Here is an 18,657-nt window from a genome sequence, read left to right on the forward strand (position 1 = left end):
CAAAAAAATACTTTACATGCTTTAGGCTTGTTGCTAACATTTAATGTAAATTATACATATCGGGTCTCACTCACCTATGCCCAAAGGAAAATTCAATTTCTTTGAAGCGCGGACTCCGCCTTTGCTTGGGGTGGATATCAGCTCGTCTGCAGTAAAGATGGTGGAAATCTCCGAAGCCGGTAAAGGCGGCTATAAAGTCGAACGCTACACCATCGAGCCGCTGCCCAAGGATTCGGTGGTCGACGGCAATATCTCCAACCTGGAAGCGGTTAGCGAGTCCGTCAAGCGCGGCTGGAAAAACATGGGCACGCGCATTAAAAACGTGGCACTGGCACTGCCGGCGGCGGCGGTGATTACCAAGAAAATCGTACTCGCCGGCGGGCAGAGCGAAGAAGATCTGGAGCTTCAGGTCGAAACCGAAGCCAACCAATACATCCCTTTCTCTCTTGATGAAGTCAACCTGGATTTCCAGGTCTTGGGGCCGGCACCCAGCAATCCAGATGAAATCGAGGTGCTGATTGCAGCCTCCCGCAAGGAAAAAGTGGAAGATCGCGTGGCCGCCGCGGAAGCCGCCGGCCTCAAAGCGTTGGTCATGGACGTGGAGTCTTTCGCCACCCAGTCGGCATTCGAATTGATCGAGTCGCAATTACCGAACAATGGCAAGGAGCAGGTGGTGGCTATAGTCGACATCGGCACCGCGATCATGAACGTCAACGTGCTGCACAATGGGCAATCGGTCTACACCCGCGAACAGCCGTTTGGCGGCAATCAGCTCACCCAGGAAATACAGCGCCAATTCAATCTTTCGGCGGAAGAGGCGGAAAAAGCCAAGCGCAGCGGCAACCTGCCCGAAAATTACCAGACCGACGTATTGCAGCCATTCATGGACACGCTGGCACTGGAAGTGGCGCGGGCACTGCAGTTTTTCTTCACTTCGACCCCGTTCAGCCAGGTGCATCACATCCTGCTTGCCGGCGGCTGCGCCATCATACCGGGACTCGACGACGTGGTGGCGAGCCGCACCCAGGTCAATATCATGATCGCCAACCCATTCGCCAACATGGCGCTTTCCAGCAAAATAAAGCCGCGGCAACTCAGCGCCGATGCTCCGGCCTTGCTGATCGCCTGTGGATTGGCCATGCGGAGGTTTGACGCATGATTCGCATCAACCTTCTGCCGCACCGCGTACACAAGCGCAAGGCGAGGGAACGCCAGTTCTATTTCATGACCGGCCTGTTTGCCGGTTTGGGCATGCTCATCGTGTTTTTTGTACACGGCGTCATCAGCGCCCGCATTTCTTACCAGCAGGAACGCAACCAATACCTGGAAAAAGAAATCACGCTGCTGGACAAGCAAATCGACGAAATCAAGAAACTCAAGGAACAAATCCAGGTGCTGCTTGCACGCAAGAAAGTGGTGGAATCGCTGCAGACCAACCGCTCGGAAACCGTGCACCTGCTGGATCAGCTGGTGCGGCAACTGCCTGACGGGGTGTACCTCAAAAGCGTCAAGCAGAAAGGGTCCAAGGTGGATCTTACCGGTTTGGCCCAGACCAACGCACGGGTATCAACCTTGCTGCGCAATCTTGAATCCTCGCCCTGGTTCGAGTTTCCCAATCTGGTGGAAATCAAGGCTGTGACCCAAGGCAGCACCAGGTTAAACGAGTTCAATTTGAACTTCACCCTCTCTCGGGGCAAACAGGAAGCGCAGGTTGCCAAACCCGGCGCCAAGGTTAACCGGCCATGACACTCGATGACTTAAAAAAGCTTGATCCCAAAAACATGGGCAACTGGCCATTCCTGCCCAAGCTGGCCGCGCTCGTCATCGGCTTTCTCGCCATCGTTTTTGCGGGTTATTGGTTTGACTGGAAGGGGCAGTTTGAAGAGCTGGAGGGTTTCCAAAACAAGGAAGAAGGCCTGCGCCAGGTGTTTATCGACAAGAAGAAGCAGGCGATCAATCTTGAAACCTACAGGAAGCAGCTGGCGGAAATTGAGCAATCCTTCGGCGCCCTGCTGAAGCAACTGCCGAACAAGTCTGAAATGGACGCGCTACTGACCGACATCAACCAGGCCGGACTGGGCCGCGGCCTGCAGTTCGAATTGTTCAAACCGGCGGCCAACGAATCGGACTCCGACTTTTACGCCGAGCTGCCGATCACCATACGCATTACCGGCAACTATCACGAGATCGGGGCTTTTGCCAGCGATATCGCCAAGCTGCCGCGCATCGTGACTTTGAACGATGTCAGCATTAACCCGGGTCAGGCCGGCGTGCTGACGATGGATGCGGTGGCGAAAACTTTCCGCTACCTCGATGAGGAAGAAATTGCCAAGCGGAAACAGGTGGCGAGAGGCATGAAAAAATGAAGCGCAAAGCCTGTACTCTGCTTCTGGGTTTGCTCCTGACCGGCTGCGGCGGCGAGGAGTTCCAGGACATCAAGGATTTCATCAAGGAATCGGAGCAGGGCCTCAAGGGCCGGGTCGAACCGCTGCCCGAAGTCAAACCGTATGAGCCCTTCAACTACAACGCGTTTGATCTTCCCGATCCGTTCAAACCACGCAAGATCGAACCCGTCAAGGGCGGTGGCGGAAAGCTGCAACCCGATGTTAACCGCCGCAAGGAAGCGCTTGAAGTTTATCCGTTGGAAAATCTCAGAATGGTCGGGACCTTGCAGCAAAAAAATGTCATTTATGCCCTGATCAAAACACCCGACAACAATCTTTACCGGGTCAAAACCGGCAATTACATGGGGCAAAATTTTGGCCTCATCACCGATGTCTCTGAAGCCAGCTTGAAACTCAAGGAATTGATTCAAGACAGCGCGGGCGACTGGTCAGAGCGTGAAAGCAGCCTGCAGCTGTTGGATGAACAGGAGCGCAAAAAATGACCACCTCAACTAAGCTATTACATGGAATGCTGTGCCTGATGGCGGGCGTATTTTTGTCTGGTGTGACCTATGCCGCCGAACCGGCCGCAGGCGAAGACAACCCCCAAAATAGCATTCAAGCAATTGATGTAACCCCGCTGCAAGGTGGAAAGCTTGCGGTAAAAATCACGTTAAGCCAGGCCCTCGCCAATCCTCCTGCCGGCTTTACCGTAAACAACCCGCCGCGCATTGCTTTCGATTTTCCCAATACCGCAAACGCACTGGGCAAAAACTCCCAGGACGTCAACAACCCTACCCTGCGCAGCATCAATATCGTTCAGGTAGGCAGCCGCACGCGGCTAGTCATGAACCTGACCAAGGCCGCAGGCTATGATGCCAAAATTGACGGGAACAGCCTGGTGGTCACGCTGCAAGCGGCGGAAAAGGGCGCGGTCACTTCACCCGTTACTTCTCGTTTCGCCGAGGCCCGGCCTTCTACACAAAAACACAGCGTGCGGGATATCGATTTCCGCCGCGGCCCCAACGGCGAAGGCCGCGTGATCATCGATCTTTCGGATACCAACACCGGTATTGATCTGCGTCAGCAGGGGAAAAATGTCACTATCGACTTAATTCAGACCTCGTTGCCACCGAATCTGGAACGGCGCATTGACGTTGTCGACTTTGCCACGCCGGTCCAGTTCATCGATACATTTGCCGACGGTAACAACGTCCGCATTGTGGTGGAGCCGAAAGGGCTGTGGGAACAATCTGCATACCAGGCCGACAACCGCTTTACGCTGGAAGTGAAGCAAGTCGTCGAAGATCCCAACAAGCTGGTAAAGGGTGGCAGGCCTGGCTACAGCGGCGAAAAGCTTTCGCTCAACTTCCAGAATGTCGAGGTGCGTGCGGTGTTGCAGGTCATTGCTGATTTTACCGGGCTTAACATCATCACCAGCGATACAGTGACCGGCAATCTGACGCTGCGCCTGAAAGACGTGCCGTGGGATCAGGCACTCGACATCATTCTGCAGAGCAAGGGACTGGACCTGCGCAAGAACGGCAATGTCGTGCTGATTGCGCCGGCCGATGAGCTGGCCACCAAGGAAAAGCTCAACCTCGAATCAAGACAGCAAATTTCCGATCTTGAGCCCACGCGCACCGAAAGCTTTCAACTCAATTACCAGAAAGCGGACTCGGTGCAAAAACTGCTGACTGACGTCAATCAAAGAATTTTATCCAAGCGTGGCAGCGCCGTAGTGGATCCGCGCACCAATATGCTTTTTGTCCAGGATACACCGACCAAGCTCGATGAAGCGCGCAGTCTGATCAAGAAAATAGACGTGCCGGTACGGCAAGTCATCATTGAGGCGCGCATCGTCGAAGCCAACGACACCTTCAGCAAAAATCTGGGGGTGAAGTTCGGCGGCACCAGCGGGTTTGGCAGCATCGGCAACGTGCGGACCACAGCAGGCGGCAACCTAGCCGACACCGCCAGCCGCATAGGGGAGCCCGGAGCCACCCTCGGCACGATTCCCGATGCCCTGAACGTCAACCTACCCGCCGGCGGCATAGGCGGGGCAGCCGCGGGGGCGCTCTCCCTGGTTCTTTTTAATAACGGCGTCACCCGGTTTCTTAACCTCGAGTTGAGCGCGCTTGAAGCCGACGGCAAAGGAAAAATCATTTCCAGCCCCCGGGTGGTGACCGCGGACCAGGTGGAAGCCACGATCGAACAGGGGACGGACATCCCCTTCCAGCAGGCGACCAGCAGTGGCGCGACCAGTGTTACGTTCAAAAAAGCCACGCTGAGTCTTAAGGTCAAGCCTCAGATCACGCCGGATGACAACGTGATTATGAATCTGCAAGTCAATAACGACTCACGCGGGGCGGATACTACGGCGGGCCCGGCGATCAACACCAGAGCCATTCAAACTCAAGTACTGGTGGAAAACGGCGGCACGGTGGTGATTGGCGGGATTTTCATCCAAGACCAGCAAACGACGATAAACAAAGTGCCTTTGTTGGGGGATATTCCCTATTTGGGGGTACTCTTCAGAAATACTTTAGTCCGGGATAATAAATCCGAACTGCTGATATTTATCACGCCCAAAATACTTAAGGACGCGCTGACCATACGCTAGGCCTGACCGTACCTGCACCAGGCGGGCTGGACACAGCCCGCTTTTGTTTTATAGCGCCATGCGCCCTCACCCTTAAGAATTCCGCTAAAATCCCGCTCATGAAAAGCGGGGGCCCCGATAATTCGAAGCGCTGTGCGCCCGGCGTCATCCCCGACAACATTTTTCTGGTCGGGCTGATGGGCGCAGGCAAGACCACTGTAGGCAAACTGCTCGCCAAGCGCTTCAATAAGGCTTTCTTTGACACCGACCACGAAATCGAGCGTCGCACCGGCGTCAAGATCCCGGTAATATTCGAAATCGAAGGTGAAGCGGGTTTCCGCAACCGCGAGCTTGCGGTTTTACAGGAGCTGGCCGGGCAGCGGAATATCGTGCTGGCTACGGGGGGTGGCGTCGTGTTAAGCCGGGCCAACCGCGAGATCCTCAGGCAAAACGGCAAGGTGATATACCTGCGTGCGATGGCGGGCGAGCTTTGGCAGCGCACACGCCACAACAAGAACCGCCCACTGTTGCAGACCCTCGATCCCCTGGCGAAGCTCAAGGAATTATTCGCGGAGCGCGATCCGCTTTACCGCGAAGTGGCGGACCTGATTGTCGACACCAGCAGGCAAAACGCGCGAACCCTGGCCATGCAGCTTGAAGAGAAGCTGCGGCAACTTTGATTTTTGAACCCGGACTCAAGCCGGAATATGGAAACTTTAAATGTAGCCTTGGGCGAACGCAGCTACCCGATTTACATCGGCGAGCGTCTTTTGACGCGCGCCGAGCTGCTGCTGCCCGCTTTGGTTCAGAAAAAGATCGCGGTTGTCACCAACACCGTGGTGGCAAAGCTTTATCTTGAGCCGCTGACCTCTGCGCTGCACCGCCTTGGCGTCGAAGCGGTCACTATCGTTTTGCCGGATGGCGAGGAATACAAAAACTCGGAAACGCTCAACCGCGTTTTCGATGCTCTCCTCGAAAACCGCTGTGAACGCAAGACCACGGTTATTGCGCTGGGCGGCGGCGTAATTGGCGATCTCGCCGGTTTCGCCGCGGCGGTTTATCGGCGCGGGGTGCCTTACCTCCAGATTCCGACCACGCTGCTCGCGCAGGTGGATTCTTCGATAGGCGGCAAAACAGCGATCAATCACCCGCTCGGCAAAAACATGATCGGGGCGTTTCACCAGCCGAAATTGGTATTGGCCGACACCATGACGTTGAATTCGCTGCCGGAACGCCAATTTTCCGCGGGGCTCGCTGAAGTCATCAAATACGGACTGATCCGCGATCCGGAGTTTTTCGTTTGGTTGGAAAACAACCTGGAAAAACTGGTGCGCCGGGAAAGTGCAGCGCTCGCTTACGCCATTCGCCGTTCCTGCGAAAACAAGGCGGCGGTGGTCGCCGCGGACGAGCGGGAGAGCGGAATGCGCGCGCTGCTTAATCTCGGTCATACTTTCGGCCACGCCATTGAAACCGGCGAGGGTTACGGAAAATGGCTGCACGGCGAGGCGGTGGCGGCGGGGACCCTGCTCGCCGCGCGTCTGTCCCAACGCCTGGGCCTGATCGCGAATAGCGACATTGAACGCATCGCCGACCTGTATCAACGCGCCGGGTTGCCGGTGGCGGCGCCCGATTTCTGCGCCGCGCGTTACCGGCAATTGATGAGCGTGGACAAAAAAGTCGAGGGCGGGAAAATCCGCTTTGTTCTTCTCAGGAAAATCGGCGAGGCCTTCATCACCGGCGACGTGCCCGAGGCGCAGCTCGTGGCATTGCTGGACGGGATTGCCGCCCATGCCTGAACTCGCGGAATACGCTGCCTGGCCCGAGCGTTCCCGGGGCCGGCGGCATCCAGAGCCGCCGGCAAAAGGGCGCAGCGAATTCCAGCGCGACCGCGACCGCATCATCCATTCCACCGCCTTCCGCCGCTTGGAATACAAAACCCAAGTGTTCGTCAATCACGAAGGCGACCTGTTCCGAACCCGGCTCACCCACAGCCTGGAAGTAGCGCAGATTGCGCGCTCGATTGCCCGGAACCTTGAGCTCAACGAAGACCTGGTGGAAGCGATTGCGCTGGCGCACGATCTCGGCCACACGCCCTTCGGCCATGCCGGGCAGGATGCCTTGAACGCCTGCATGAAGGATAACGGCGGCTTCGAGCACAACCTGCAGTCGCTGCGCGTGGTTGATGTGCTGGAACAGCGCTATGCCGCATTCGACGGCCTCAATCTCTGTTTCGAGACGCGCGAAGGCATACTCAAGCATTGCTCGCGCAGCAACGCCAGGGCTTTGGGCGATGTCGGCGAACGCTTCCTGCGCAGGCAGCAGCCTTCGCTCGAGGCTCAACTGTGCAATCTCGCCGATGAGATCGCCTACAACAACCACGATGTCGACGACGGCCTGCGTTCGGGGCTGATTACTCTGGAACAGCTCTCCGCAGTCGACATTTTTCGCCGTAATCTGCAGGCGGTGAAAAAACAGCATCCCAAAATTCCAGAGCGGCGTCTGGTTCACGAAACGGTGCGGCGCATGATCAATACCCTGGTGTCCGACCTCACCGCCCAGAGCTTGAAAGACATCCGCAGCGAAGCGCCGGCCAATTTCGATGAAGTGCGCGCCGCCGGGCCGCTGATTGCCTTCAGCCTCGAAATCCGCGACGAGCAGCAGCAATTGAAGCAGTTTCTGCGCCGCCATCTCTACCAGCATTACCGCGTTGCGCGCATGAGCGGTAAAGCCCGGCGCATCATCGCCGACCTGTTTCACGCTTTCATGGAGGACGCCCGCTTGCTGCCGCCGCAATTCCAGGACAAGGCCGATGGCGGCAAACCGAGAGCGATTGCCGACTACATCGCCGGCATGACCGACCGCTACGCCATCCGCGAGCACCGGCGCCTGTTCTCCGTGGAAGAGCTGTGGTCATAAGCCGTTTCTCTTCAGGCCTTTCCGGACCGGCGGCCCTTCCTGTCACGCGGCCGCTAACCCTGCAGCGTCCAAGTTGAAGCAACCCATTGGAAGATGTAAACTTAAACGCTTCCGCTTTAAATTCCGGGTCTGGCAAAATCCCGAGTTGCCCGCTGTTTAAAGTCCGGCTTTGTCGTCCTGACCGCAGATTCACGAGGTAAAAGGTGAGCTATCCTCCCGTAAAACAGGGTTTGTACGATCCCGCCCGCGAGCATGATGCTTGCGGGGTCGGCTTTATTGCCCATATCAAGGGAGTAAAAAGCCACGCCATCATCGAGAAGGGTTTGCAAATTCTGGTCAACCTCACCCACCGGGGCGCGACCGGCTGGGACCCGCTCCTGGGCGATGGCGTCGGCATCCTGATTCAGCTGCCCGACGCTTTCCTGCGCGCCGAGTGCGGAAAACTGAAGCGCACGCTGCCGAAGAGCGGCAGCTACGGCGTGGGTATGGTGTTTCTGCCGCACGCGACAGACAGCCGCGCCGCCTGCGAAAAACTCATGGAGCAAATCGTCGCCGAAGAAGGCCAGGAAGCGCTCGGCTGGCGCGATGTGCCCACCAGCAACCAGGGGATCAGTGAAGACGCCAAGCGGCAGGAACCGCTGGCGCGCCAGATTTTCATCGCCAGAGGCAGCAACTGCCCAGACCAGGATAGCTTCGAGAGAAAACTCTTCGTCATCCGCAAGAGAATCGAACACACGGTGCGCTCGCTCAATCTTGCCGACGGCAAAATGCTCTACATCTCCTCGCTGTCGAGCCGCACCCTGGTGTACAAGGGCATGCTGCTCGCGAATCAGGTGGGCACCTACTATAAAGACTTGCAGGACCAGCGCATGGTTTCCGCCTTGGCTCTCGTGCACCAGCGTTTCTCCACTAACACTTTCCCGACCTGGGAGCTCGCGCATCCGTTTCGCATGATCGCTCACAACGGCGAAATCAACACGCTGCGCGGGAACATCAACTGGATGGCGGCGCGCCGCCACGCCATTTCCTCGCCGCTTTTAGGCAAGGATTTAGAAAAACTTTGGCCTCTGATTGCCGAGGGCCAGTCGGATACCGCGTGTTTCGACAATGCGCTGGAACTGCTGGTCGCGGGCGGGTACTCGCTGGCGCATGCCATGATGCTGCTCATTCCCGAAGCCTGGACCGGCAATCCACTGATGGATGAAAGCCGGCATGCGTTCTACGAATATCATGCGGCGTTGATGGAGCCATGGGATGGTCCTGCCGCGGTGGCGTTCACCGACGGCCGGCAAATCGGCGCGACGCTCGACCGCAACGGACTCAGGCCGGCGCGCTACCTCATCACCGACGACGACATCGTGGTAATGGCCTCGGAAATGGGCGTGCTCGACATCCCGCAGGAAAAAATCATCAAGAAATGGCGGCTGCAGCCGGGCAAGATGTTCCTCATCGACCTCGAAGCCGGCCGCATCATCGACGATGCCGAATTGAAAGCGCGGCTTGCTTCAGCCAAGCCTTATCGCGCCTGGATCGACCAATCCAAAATCGCGTTGGAAGAATTGCCTGGGCAGGGATACCAGATTGAAGCCGGGGCTACACTGCTCGACCGCCAGCAGGCTTTCGGCTACAGCCAGGAAGACCTGAAATTCATCCTCGCGCCGATGTCGGCGGTGGGTGAAGAAGCCGTGGGTTCGATGGGCAATGATTCACCGCTGGCCGTACTTTCCGACCGGCCGAAACCGCTTTACAACTATTTCAAGCAGATGTTCGCGCAGGTGACCAATCCGCCGATCGATTCCATCCGGGAGGAATTGGTGATGTCGCTGGTTTCCTTCATCGGCCCGCGTCCGAATCTACTGGGCATTGACGTCACCACTCCGAACCAGCGGCTGGAAGTCAAGCAGCCGGTGCTGACGAGCGAAGACATGGGCAAGATCCTGCTCATCGCCGAACACACCAAGGGTGCGTTCCGCTCCTGCGTTTTGAGCATTTGCTATCCCGCGGCGCAAGGCGCGGCGGGAATGGAAAAAGCGCTCGATGCCCTGTGCGAAAAAGCGGAACAAGCCGTGCGTCGAGAGTGCAATATCATCGTGCTTACCGATAAAGAGGTTGGTGCGGAAAACATGGCGATTCCCGCGTTGCTCGCCACCTCGGCGGTGCATCACCATTTGGTGAGAAAAGGGCTGCGCACCAGCACCGGTCTGGTGGTTGAAACCGGTTCGGTGCGCGAAGTGCACCACTACGCCTTGCTCGCCGGCTACGGCGCCGAAGCGATTCATCCTTATCTTGCATTCGAGACGCTGGCGCATCTGGACGATTTCGCGCCCAGGGACTTGAACTACAAGGAAGCGGTCAAGCGCTACACCAAGGCAATTGACAAGGGATTGCTTAAGGTAATGTCCAAAATGGGCATTTCCACCTACCAGTCCTACTGCGGCGCGCAGATTTTCGAGGCGATAGGGCTGAACAGCGCCTTCGTGCAGAAGTATTTCACCGGCACCGCCAGCCAGGTAGAGGGCATCGGAATTCTCGAAGTGGCAGAAGAAACCGTGCGGATGCACAAGCTTGCCTTCAGCGACCATCCGCTTTACCGCAACGCGCTCGATCCGGGTGGCGAATACGCCTACCGCGTGCGCGGCGAAGAACACACGTGGACACCGGAATCCATAGCGAAACTCCAGCATGCAGCTCGCGCCAACAATTCCAAGACTTATAAGGAATATGCGGCGCTCATCAACGAACAAAGTGAGCGGCTGATGACTTTGCGCGGCCTGTTTGAGATCAAGGAATCGCCCAATCCGATTCCTTTGGAAGAAGTCGAGCCGGCCAAGGAAATCGTCAAGCGTTTCTCCACCGGTGCCATGTCGCTGGGCTCGATTTCGCAGGAAGCGCATACCACGCTGGCGATTGCCATGAACCGCATCAAGGGCAAGTCGAACACCGGCGAAGGCGGCGAGGACCCGCTGCGCTACAGGCCCATTACCAAAGGCGGCATGCTCGCCGACACCATGCCAGGGGTGCTGGTGGACATACCGGTGCAGCCAGGCGATTCACTGCGCTCCGCCATCAAGCAGGTGGCCTCCGGACGCTTTGGCGTCACCACCGAATATCTGGTGAATGCCGACCAGCTGCAAATCAAGATTGCCCAAGGCGCGAAGCCGGGCGAAGGCGGGCAATTGCCCGGCTACAAGGTGAGCGCCTACATCGCCAAGGTGCGCCACACGGTACCGGGTGTGGGATTGATTTCACCGCCGCCGCACCATGATATTTATTCCATCGAGGACCTGGCGCAGCTTATTCACGATCTGAAAAACGCCAATCCCCACGCCAGCATCAGCGTGAAGCTGGTCTCCGAAGTCGGAGTGGGAACAGTTGCCGCAGGGGTATGCAAGGCCAAATCCGACTACGTGACGATTGCCGGCCACGACGGTGGCACCGGCGCGTCCCCCTGGAGTTCGATCAAGCATGCCGGCACGCCTTGGGAACTGGGGCTGGCCGAAACGCAGCAAACGCTGGTGCTCAACCGCCTGCGCGGTCGCATCACCGTGCAGGTAGACGGCCAGATGAAGACCGGCCGCGACGTCGTGGTCGGCGCATTGCTCGGGGCGGATGAGTTCGGCTTTTCCACCGCGCCCTTGGTGGTGGAAGGCTGCATCATGATGCGCAAATGCCACCTCAACACCTGCCCGGTGGGCGTTGCCACTCAGGATCCGGAACTGCGCAAGAAATTCACCGGCCAGCCAGAGCATGTGGTGAATTATTTCTTCTTCGTCGCCGAGGAAGTGCGCGAGTACATGGCAAAGATGGGCTTCCGCACCTTCAACGAGATGATCGGCCGCTCCGACATGCTGGACGTAAAGAAAGCCGTGGACCAGTGGAAAGCCAAAGGGCTGGATTTCTCGAAAATCTTCTACCGACCCGACGTACCGGCGGACGTGGCGAGATACCATTGCGAAAAACAAAATCACGGCTTGGAAAAAGCGCTCGACCACAAACTCATCGCCGAAGCCAAGCCTGCCCTCGAGCACCGGCGACCGGTGGCCATTGAGAGCCCTATTCGCAACACCAACCGCGTGGTCGGTGCAATGCTTTCCGGTGAGGTAGCCAAACGCTATGGTTATGAAGGCCTGCCGGACGACACGATTTACATCAAGCTCAGAGGCACTGCGGGCCAGAGTTTCGGCGCTTTCCTCGCGCATGGCGTAACGCTGGAACTGGAAGGCGAAGGCAACGACTACGTGGGCAAAGGCCTCTCGGGCGGGCGCATCGTGGTCTATCCGCCCGCCAACTGCCCGATTGTTCCCGAGCAGAACATCATCGTCGGCAACGTGGTGCTCTACGGCGCGATTTCCGGCGAATGCTATTTCCGCGGTGTCGCCGGCGAGCGCTTCGCCGTACGCAACTCCGGCGCGATTGCCGTGGTGGAAGGCGTTGGCGACCACGGCTGCGAATACATGACCGGCGGCACCATCGTGGTGTTGGGTTACACCGGCCGCAATTTCGCCGCGGGCATGAGCGGCGGCGCGGCTTACGTGCTCGATGAAGAAGGCGACTTCGAGCGCCGCTGTAATTTGGCGATGGTGGAACTGGAAGCCGTGCCCGAGGAAGCGCAGGCTATGGAAGAGCTCGGCGGCGGTGACCTGGAGAGCCATGGCCGCGTCAATGTGAAACAGCTGGGGCAGTCGGACGAGCGGCTGCTTCGCGTTCTGATTCAAAAGCACCTGCATTACACCGGCAGCCAGCGGGCGAAGGAAATTCTCGACCACTGGGAGAAATACCTGCCCAAGTTCGTCAAGGTGATGCCGACCGAGTACCGGCGCGCCCTGAAGGAAATGGCCGCAGCTCAGGAAGGAGCGCAACCCAAGGCTGGAATCGCGCAGCATGGGTAAAACCACCGGATTCATGGAGATCGCCAGGCACGATCTCCCCGCTCTTCCTGTGTCTGAGCGGGTGCGTAACTCCCGCGAGTTCTACCTGCATCTGCCTGATGCCGAGATGGCGAAGCAGGGGGCGCGCTGCATGGACTGCGGCATCCCTTTCTGCCAGACCGGCTGTCCCATCAACAACATTATTCCTGACTGGAACGATCTGGTTTACCACCAGAACTGGCGCGAAGCGCTAGAGGTACTCCATTCCACCAACAACTTCCCGGAATTCACCGGTCGCATCTGCCCTGCGCCTTGCGAAGCGGCGTGCACGCTCAATATCAACGACGATCCGGTCACCATCAAATCCATCGAGCACGCCATCATCGACAAGGGCTGGGAAATGGGATGGGTGGTGCCGCTGATTCCCGCGCGCAAAACCGGCAAGCGGGTAGCGGTGGTCGGCTCCGGGCCCGCCGGAATGGCCTGTTCCCAGCAACTGGCGCGCGCCGGCCATGACGTGGTGCTGTTCGAAAAAAGCGACCGCATCGGCGGGCTTTTGCGCTACGGCATCCCCGACTTCAAGATGGAAAAACACCATATCGACCGCCGTATGGAGCAGATGCGCACCGAAGGCGTGGAATTCCGCGTGAACTGCCACATCGGCGTGAACTATCCCGCGAAAAAGCTCCTCGACGAATTCGATGCGGTAGTGCTGACCGGCGGATCGGAACACCCGCGCGACCTTCCAGTGCCGGGAAGGGATTTAAAAGGCATTTACTTTGCAATGGAATTCCTGCCGCAGCAAAACAAGGTCAACGCCGGCGACACCATTCCCAATCAAACCACCGCCAAAGGCAAGCATGTGGTAGTGATCGGCGGCGGCGACACCGGCTCCGACTGCATCGGCACCTCCAACCGCCAGGGCGCGGCCTCCGTCACCAATTTCGAGCTGATGCCGCAACCCCCGCTACAGGAAAACAAATCGCTTACCTGGCCCAACTGGCCGATGAAACTGCGCACATCTTCTTCCCACGAAGAAGGCTGCGACCGCGATTTTGCCATTGCCACCCAGCGCTTCTCGGGAAAAGGCGGCCATGTCGCCACTTTGCACACGGTAAAGCTGGAATGGAAAAACGGCAAGATGCAGGGGGTCCCGGGCACCGAATTTGAAGTGAAGGCGGACCTTGTGCTGCTGGCGATGGGCTATTTGTACCCGGTGCACGAAGGGATGCTGCAGGAACTCGGCGTGGAGTTCGACCCGCGCGGCAACGTCAAGGCCGATACCAATAAATATCAGACTTCAATTTCCAAAGTGTTTGCCGCGGGCGATATGCGCCTCGGGCAGTCGCTGGTGGTATGGGCGATACGCGAAGGCCGCCAGGCCGCCCGGGCGGTGGACGAGTTCCTGATGGGCAGCTCGGATTTGCCACGTTAATCCGCAGCCCTTACTAAAAAATCAAAAGCATTCACCGCGGAGGACGCTGAGGACGCAGAGTAAATTTTTCGTAGACACGGGTCTTGTTCTAAATTGATGACGCAATCTCGGCAAAACTGGGCCCAAAATCATTAATTCAGAATTTTTAATTTGGTTTTCCTCCGCGCTCTCCGCGTCCTCTGCGGTTAAATCACTATGTCAAAACTTAAAAACGACACCCTGCTGCGCGCGCTGCTGCGCCTGCCCACTCCTTATACGCCGGTGTGGCTGATGCGCCAAGCCGGGCGTTATCTTCCTGAATACAATGAAACCCGAAAACGCGCCGGGGATTTTCTGGCGTTGTGCAAAAATCCCGATCTCGCCTGCGAAGTCACGCTGCAACCTTTGGCAAGATTTAATTTGGACGCTGCGATTCTGTTTTCCGACATTCTCACCATTCCCGACGCCATGGGCCTCGGCCTTTATTTCGTCGAGAACGAAGGGCCGAAGCTTGCCAAACCCTTGCGCGACGAGCGGGAAATCGAGAAACTCAAGGCGCCCGACCCTGACTCGCACTTACGTTATGTAATGGATGCGGTAAGCCAAATCCGCAAAGCGCTGGGCGGCAGTGTGCCGCTTATCGGCTTCTCAGGAAGCCCTTTTACGCTCGCCTGCTACATGATCGAAGGCGGCGGGAGCCCCGATTTTCCTCAGGTCAAAGAGGTGCTTTATCGCCGTCCCGACCTGCTGCATCACATTCTGGCGGTGAATACTCGCGCAGTGACCGCTTACCTGAACGCACAAATTGAGTCCGGCACCCAGGCGGTGATGATCTTCGACACCTGGGGCGGGATACTCTCAAGCCACGCCTACCACGAATTTTCGCTGCGCTACATCGAAGAAGTGCTGCACGGCCTGATCCGCGAGCGTGATGGTATGCGAGTGCCCAGCATTGTTTTTACCAAAGGCGGCGGCGAGTGGCTGGAGAGCATCGCCGCTACCGGTTGCAATTGCGTGAGCCTCGATAGTCTTACCGACATCGGTCTTGCTCGCAGACGCGTGGGCCATAAAGTCGCGCTACAAGGTAATCTCGATCCTGCCGCGCTGCTTTCTTCTCCGGAAATCATCGCCAAGGAAGTGGAAAAAATTCTGGGGAGCTTCGGCGAAAGTCCCGGCCATGTTTTCAATCTCGGTCACGGCGTGATGCCAACCACGCCACCGGAAAATGTCGCGGCAATGGTGGAAGCAGTCCACCACTTAAGCAGAAACCGTCACTGAAACAAGGGTTAAAAAGTGTTTCACAAAAAATCGAGTGTGGTTTCACGCACTTTACTTATGCACATCGGCATTTGCTCTCCCCAACCAAAGCCCTTGCCCAATAAGGCTTTTTCTCTTTGTTTTTAACATGATGATTTATAAGTATTATTTTAAAGCCTAAATTTTAAGCAAAACAACAAAGCCCTTGCCGGAAGAGCAGTTATCAGCTGATTCAAATTTTTATTCACAAAGTTGTCCACCGAATTTGTGCATAAAAAAATAATTTTTTGCGTAAAGAAGTTAGTCGAACTAGGTAGAATTCACTGTAAAAAATTTCCTTAACCTCGTTCTTCCCGCATGAGCATCGCGCGCGTTGCACTCGACGTTCCGCTCGACAAGTTTTTTGATTACCTCGCGCCGGATTTAACGCGCGAACACATCGGCTTGCGCGTGCTGGTGCCGTTTGGCAAAAAACAAATGGTGGGTGTGGTGGTGGACATTGCGGAAAAATCCAACATCGTGCCGCAGCGCTTAAAGCGCATTGTGTCGGTTTTCCACGACATCTCCCCACTCGGTGCGCAAATCCTGGACGTATTCAAATTCTGCAGCGATTACTATCACCATCCACTGGGTCAGGTCATGATCAATGCGCTGCCGGCCCGGCTGCGCCGCAACCGGCCGATTACGCGCAAAACCTCCGGTGTCTTTTGCTTAACCGAGGCGGGGCGGAAGCTCGACCCTTCTGCTTTGCCGGCAAAAGCGGCGGTGAAACGCAAATTATTCGAGCGGCTTGAAAGCGGGGCATTAAAGAAAGAAGAGCTGCGCCAAATTTCGCCAGGCGCGGCCAAGGTGCTCAATGAATTCATCACCCTGGGCTGGGCGTACGAAGTCGCGGCAGCCTCCTCCCGCCCTCCCGGCCAACCCGCCAACCCGCCCCAACTCACGGCGGAACAAGCCGGCGTGGTTGAATCAATTCAACTCGCCGGATTCAGCTGCTCACTGCTGTTTGGCGTCACCGGCAGCGGCAAGACCGAAATCTATTTCAATCGGATCGCACGGGCGCTGGCGGAAAAAAAGCAGGCGCTGCTGCTGGTGCCTGAAATCAATCTTTCGCCACAGCTCGAAGCCTGGCTCAAGCAGCGTTTTCCGCAATCCCGGGTCGTTTCGCTGCACAGCGGCTTGAACGACGGCGAGCGGCTGGAGAACTGGCTCGCTGCCCAATCCGGCGAGGCGCAGGTGATTTTAGGTACGCGCCTGGCGGTGTTCACGCCCATTCCCAAGCTCGGGCTCATCATCGTTGACGAAGAGCACGACGCTTCGTTTAAGCAGCAGGACGGTTTGCGCTATTCCGCGCGCGATGTCGCCATCTTCCGCGCCAAGCAGGCGGATGTACCGGTCATCCTCGGCTCGGCGACGCCGGCGCTGGAAAGCTACCAGCACGCGCTTTCCGGCCGCTACCGCTTGGCGAAACTCGCGCAGCGCGCCGTGGATAATGCGCTGCTGCCTCAATTGCGCTGCATAGACATACGCCGTCTGAAGCTCAACGAAGGCCTGTCCGAGCCCCTGATTGGCGCCATCAGGCAGCGGCTGGAACGCGGCGAGCAATGCCTGATTTTCCTCAACCGCCGCGGCTACGCGCCGGTGCTGATGTGCACCGCATGCAACTGGATTTCCGGCTGCACGCGCTGCGCCGCCGGGCTGGTTTTGCATTTGCGGGAAAAAAAGCTGCGTTGCCATCACTGCGGCCATGAAGAACGCGTGCCCGCCGCCTGCCCGAACTGCGGCAACGCCGACCTTCTGCCGCTGGGGCAGGGCACGCAACGGGTGGAAAGCGCTTTGTCCGCCTTGTTTCCCGGCGCGCGCGTTCTGCGCATTGACCGCGACAGCACGCGCCGCAAGCTCGCCTGGCCGGAAATGCTCAAGCGCATACGCGACCATGAAGTGGACATTCTGGTCGGCACCCAAATCCTGGCCAAGGGCCACGATTTTCCCCAGCTCTCCCTGGTCGGCATCCTCAATCCGGACAGCTCCTTGTACAGCACCGATTTCCGCGCGTCAGAGCGGCTGTTCGCCCAGCTCATGCAAGTCGCCGGGCGCGCCGGGCGCGCGCAAATCCCCGGCGAAGTGCTGATTCAGACGCAGTTTCCCGACCACCCCTTGTATGAAGCTCTGCAGCGGCATGATTACTCCGCCTTCGCCAAAACCCTGCTGGCCGAACGCAGACATGCGGGATTCCCGCCCTTCGTGCACCAAGCACTGCTGCGCGCCGAGGCGACCTGCCTGACCACGGTCATGTCTTATCTTGAAGATGCGGCAAAAATCGCCTCGCGGCTGCGCCACGACGTCACTGTTTACGATCCGGTGCCGGCGGCGATGCAACGCCTTGCCGGCCGCGAGCGCGGGCAATTGCTGGTGCAGAGCGCTTCGCGCAAAAAACTCCAGGCGTTTTTGAAAGAATGGTACGCCAGGCTTGCGGAAACGGCAGGCAAAAAAGTGCGCTGGGCATTGGATGTGGACCCGCTGGAGTTTTAACTGGGTACGCCAGCCAGCTTGACCATGGCGCTAACGCCGGCGCTCACCGGCAACCGATGAGCGATGAGGGTACCGGCAAGCGCAGCGTGCCGGCGTCCGGTGGAGTGAAAGGTTAGGCATCATCAACGCTAGCCGGGAATCTCGGCTTCGACGAGTTGTGCGAGAAGGGTGAGCGATTCTTGCCAGCCGAGATAGCAGGCCTCGGGCGGAATGGCATCAGGTATCCCTTCTTGCACTACGCTCACCTCAGTACCGCAAGAAACCTTCTTCAAGGATACAGTCGTCTGCATTTCTCCGGGCAAGTTCGGGTCGTCGAATTTGTCCGTGTGACGAATGCGTTCGTATGGCACCAGTTCAAGATACTTTCCGCCGAACGAGTGGCTATGGCCGGTGGTGAAGTTTGTGAACGACATCTTGTAGGTACCGCCGACTTTCGCATCTATACGGTGAACCTTGCCGGTAAAACCATTCGGTGGAAGCCATTTGGCCATTGCGTCGGCATCGAGAAACGCCCGATAGATTCTCTCAGGCGTAGCTCGGAGTACGCGGTGAAGCCGGATGGTGTTTGTGGACATGATTTCGTTTCCTTTCGATGCGCGGTGTTGTGATGCAATAATAAATGCTCTGCGATGTCCGATCGCCGCCCAACGTTCGCGTTTTGCCGCGCCGGACAAAGCGCGCAGC

13 protein-coding genes are annotated in these 18,657 nt (G+C 57.6%); 12 read left to right on the forward strand and 1 reads right to left on the reverse strand.

The window, feature by feature from the left end; all coding sequences use genetic code 11:
- Positions 1-76 precede the first annotated feature (76 nt).
- The 12 genes from VHE58_06135 (at position 77) to VHE58_06190 (ending at position 17,973) form a co-directional block, all read left to right on the forward strand.
- Positions 77-1,159: a pilus assembly protein PilM gene (locus VHE58_06135; GenBank protein ID HVS26864.1), complete on the forward strand. Its 1,083-nt coding sequence runs from the start codon at positions 77-79 to the stop codon at positions 1,157-1,159.
- Positions 1,156-1,746 (forward strand): PilN domain-containing protein, encoded by a 591-nt coding sequence (locus tag VHE58_06140; protein HVS26865.1) that lies wholly within the window; start codon positions 1,156-1,158, stop codon positions 1,744-1,746. The genes VHE58_06135 and VHE58_06140 overlap by 4 nt, the downstream gene beginning before the upstream one ends.
- Positions 1,743-2,366, forward strand: a complete 624-nt coding sequence (locus tag VHE58_06145; protein ID HVS26866.1) for a type 4a pilus biogenesis protein PilO — start codon at positions 1,743-1,745, stop codon at positions 2,364-2,366. Before VHE58_06140 ends, VHE58_06145 begins: the two co-directional genes overlap by 4 nt.
- Positions 2,363-2,887, forward strand: a complete 525-nt coding sequence (locus tag VHE58_06150) for a pilus assembly protein PilP (protein ID HVS26867.1) — start codon at positions 2,363-2,365, stop codon at positions 2,885-2,887. The genes VHE58_06145 and VHE58_06150 overlap by 4 nt, the downstream gene beginning before the upstream one ends.
- Entirely contained in the window at positions 2,884-5,007 is a 2,124-nt protein-coding gene (locus VHE58_06155; protein ID HVS26868.1) for a type IV pilus secretin PilQ, read from the forward strand. The genes VHE58_06150 and VHE58_06155 overlap by 4 nt, the downstream gene beginning before the upstream one ends.
- Before the next feature lie 98 nt (positions 5,008-5,105).
- Complete coding sequence (locus VHE58_06160; GenBank protein HVS26869.1) at positions 5,106-5,666, forward strand: shikimate kinase; 561 nt, start codon at positions 5,106-5,108, stop codon at positions 5,664-5,666.
- Positions 5,667-5,693: 27 nt separating this feature from the next.
- Positions 5,694-6,782 carry a 3-dehydroquinate synthase gene (gene aroB / locus VHE58_06165; protein ID HVS26870.1) on the forward strand — a complete coding sequence of 363 codons (1,089 nt, stop codon included), beginning with the start codon at positions 5,694-5,696 and terminating at the stop codon, positions 6,780-6,782.
- On the forward strand, positions 6,775-7,902 hold the full coding sequence (locus VHE58_06170) for a deoxyguanosinetriphosphate triphosphohydrolase (GenBank protein ID HVS26871.1): 1,128 nt from the start codon (positions 6,775-6,777) through the stop codon (positions 7,900-7,902). Before aroB ends, VHE58_06170 begins: the two co-directional genes overlap by 8 nt.
- Positions 7,903-8,105: 203 nt before the next feature.
- On the forward strand, positions 8,106-12,791 hold the full coding sequence (gene gltB / locus VHE58_06175) for a glutamate synthase large subunit (GenBank protein ID HVS26872.1): 4,686 nt from the start codon (positions 8,106-8,108) through the stop codon (positions 12,789-12,791).
- Positions 12,784-14,205 carry a glutamate synthase subunit beta gene (locus VHE58_06180; protein HVS26873.1) on the forward strand — a complete coding sequence of 474 codons (1,422 nt, stop codon included), beginning with the start codon at positions 12,784-12,786 and terminating at the stop codon, positions 14,203-14,205. Before gltB ends, VHE58_06180 begins: the two co-directional genes overlap by 8 nt.
- A gap of 195 nt (positions 14,206-14,400) precedes the next feature.
- On the forward strand, positions 14,401-15,462 hold the full coding sequence (gene hemE, locus VHE58_06185; protein HVS26874.1) for a uroporphyrinogen decarboxylase: 1,062 nt from the start codon (positions 14,401-14,403) through the stop codon (positions 15,460-15,462).
- Between the two features lie 336 nt (positions 15,463-15,798).
- On the forward strand, positions 15,799-17,973 hold the full coding sequence (locus tag VHE58_06190) for a primosomal protein N' (GenBank protein ID HVS26875.1): 2,175 nt from the start codon (positions 15,799-15,801) through the stop codon (positions 17,971-17,973).
- 128 nt (positions 17,974-18,101) lie between these two features.
- Here VHE58_06190 and VHE58_06195 read toward each other — a convergent pair whose 3' ends face one another.
- Positions 18,102-18,548 carry an SRPBCC family protein gene (locus VHE58_06195; GenBank protein HVS26876.1) on the reverse strand — a complete coding sequence of 149 codons (447 nt, stop codon included), beginning with the start codon at positions 18,546-18,548 and terminating at the stop codon, positions 18,102-18,104.
- Between the last annotated feature and the right edge of the window lie 109 nt (positions 18,549-18,657).

The sequence above is a fragment of the Burkholderiales bacterium genome (assembly GCA_035543335.1).
Taxonomy (GTDB): Bacteria; Pseudomonadota; Gammaproteobacteria; order Burkholderiales; family JAHFRG01; genus JAHFRG01.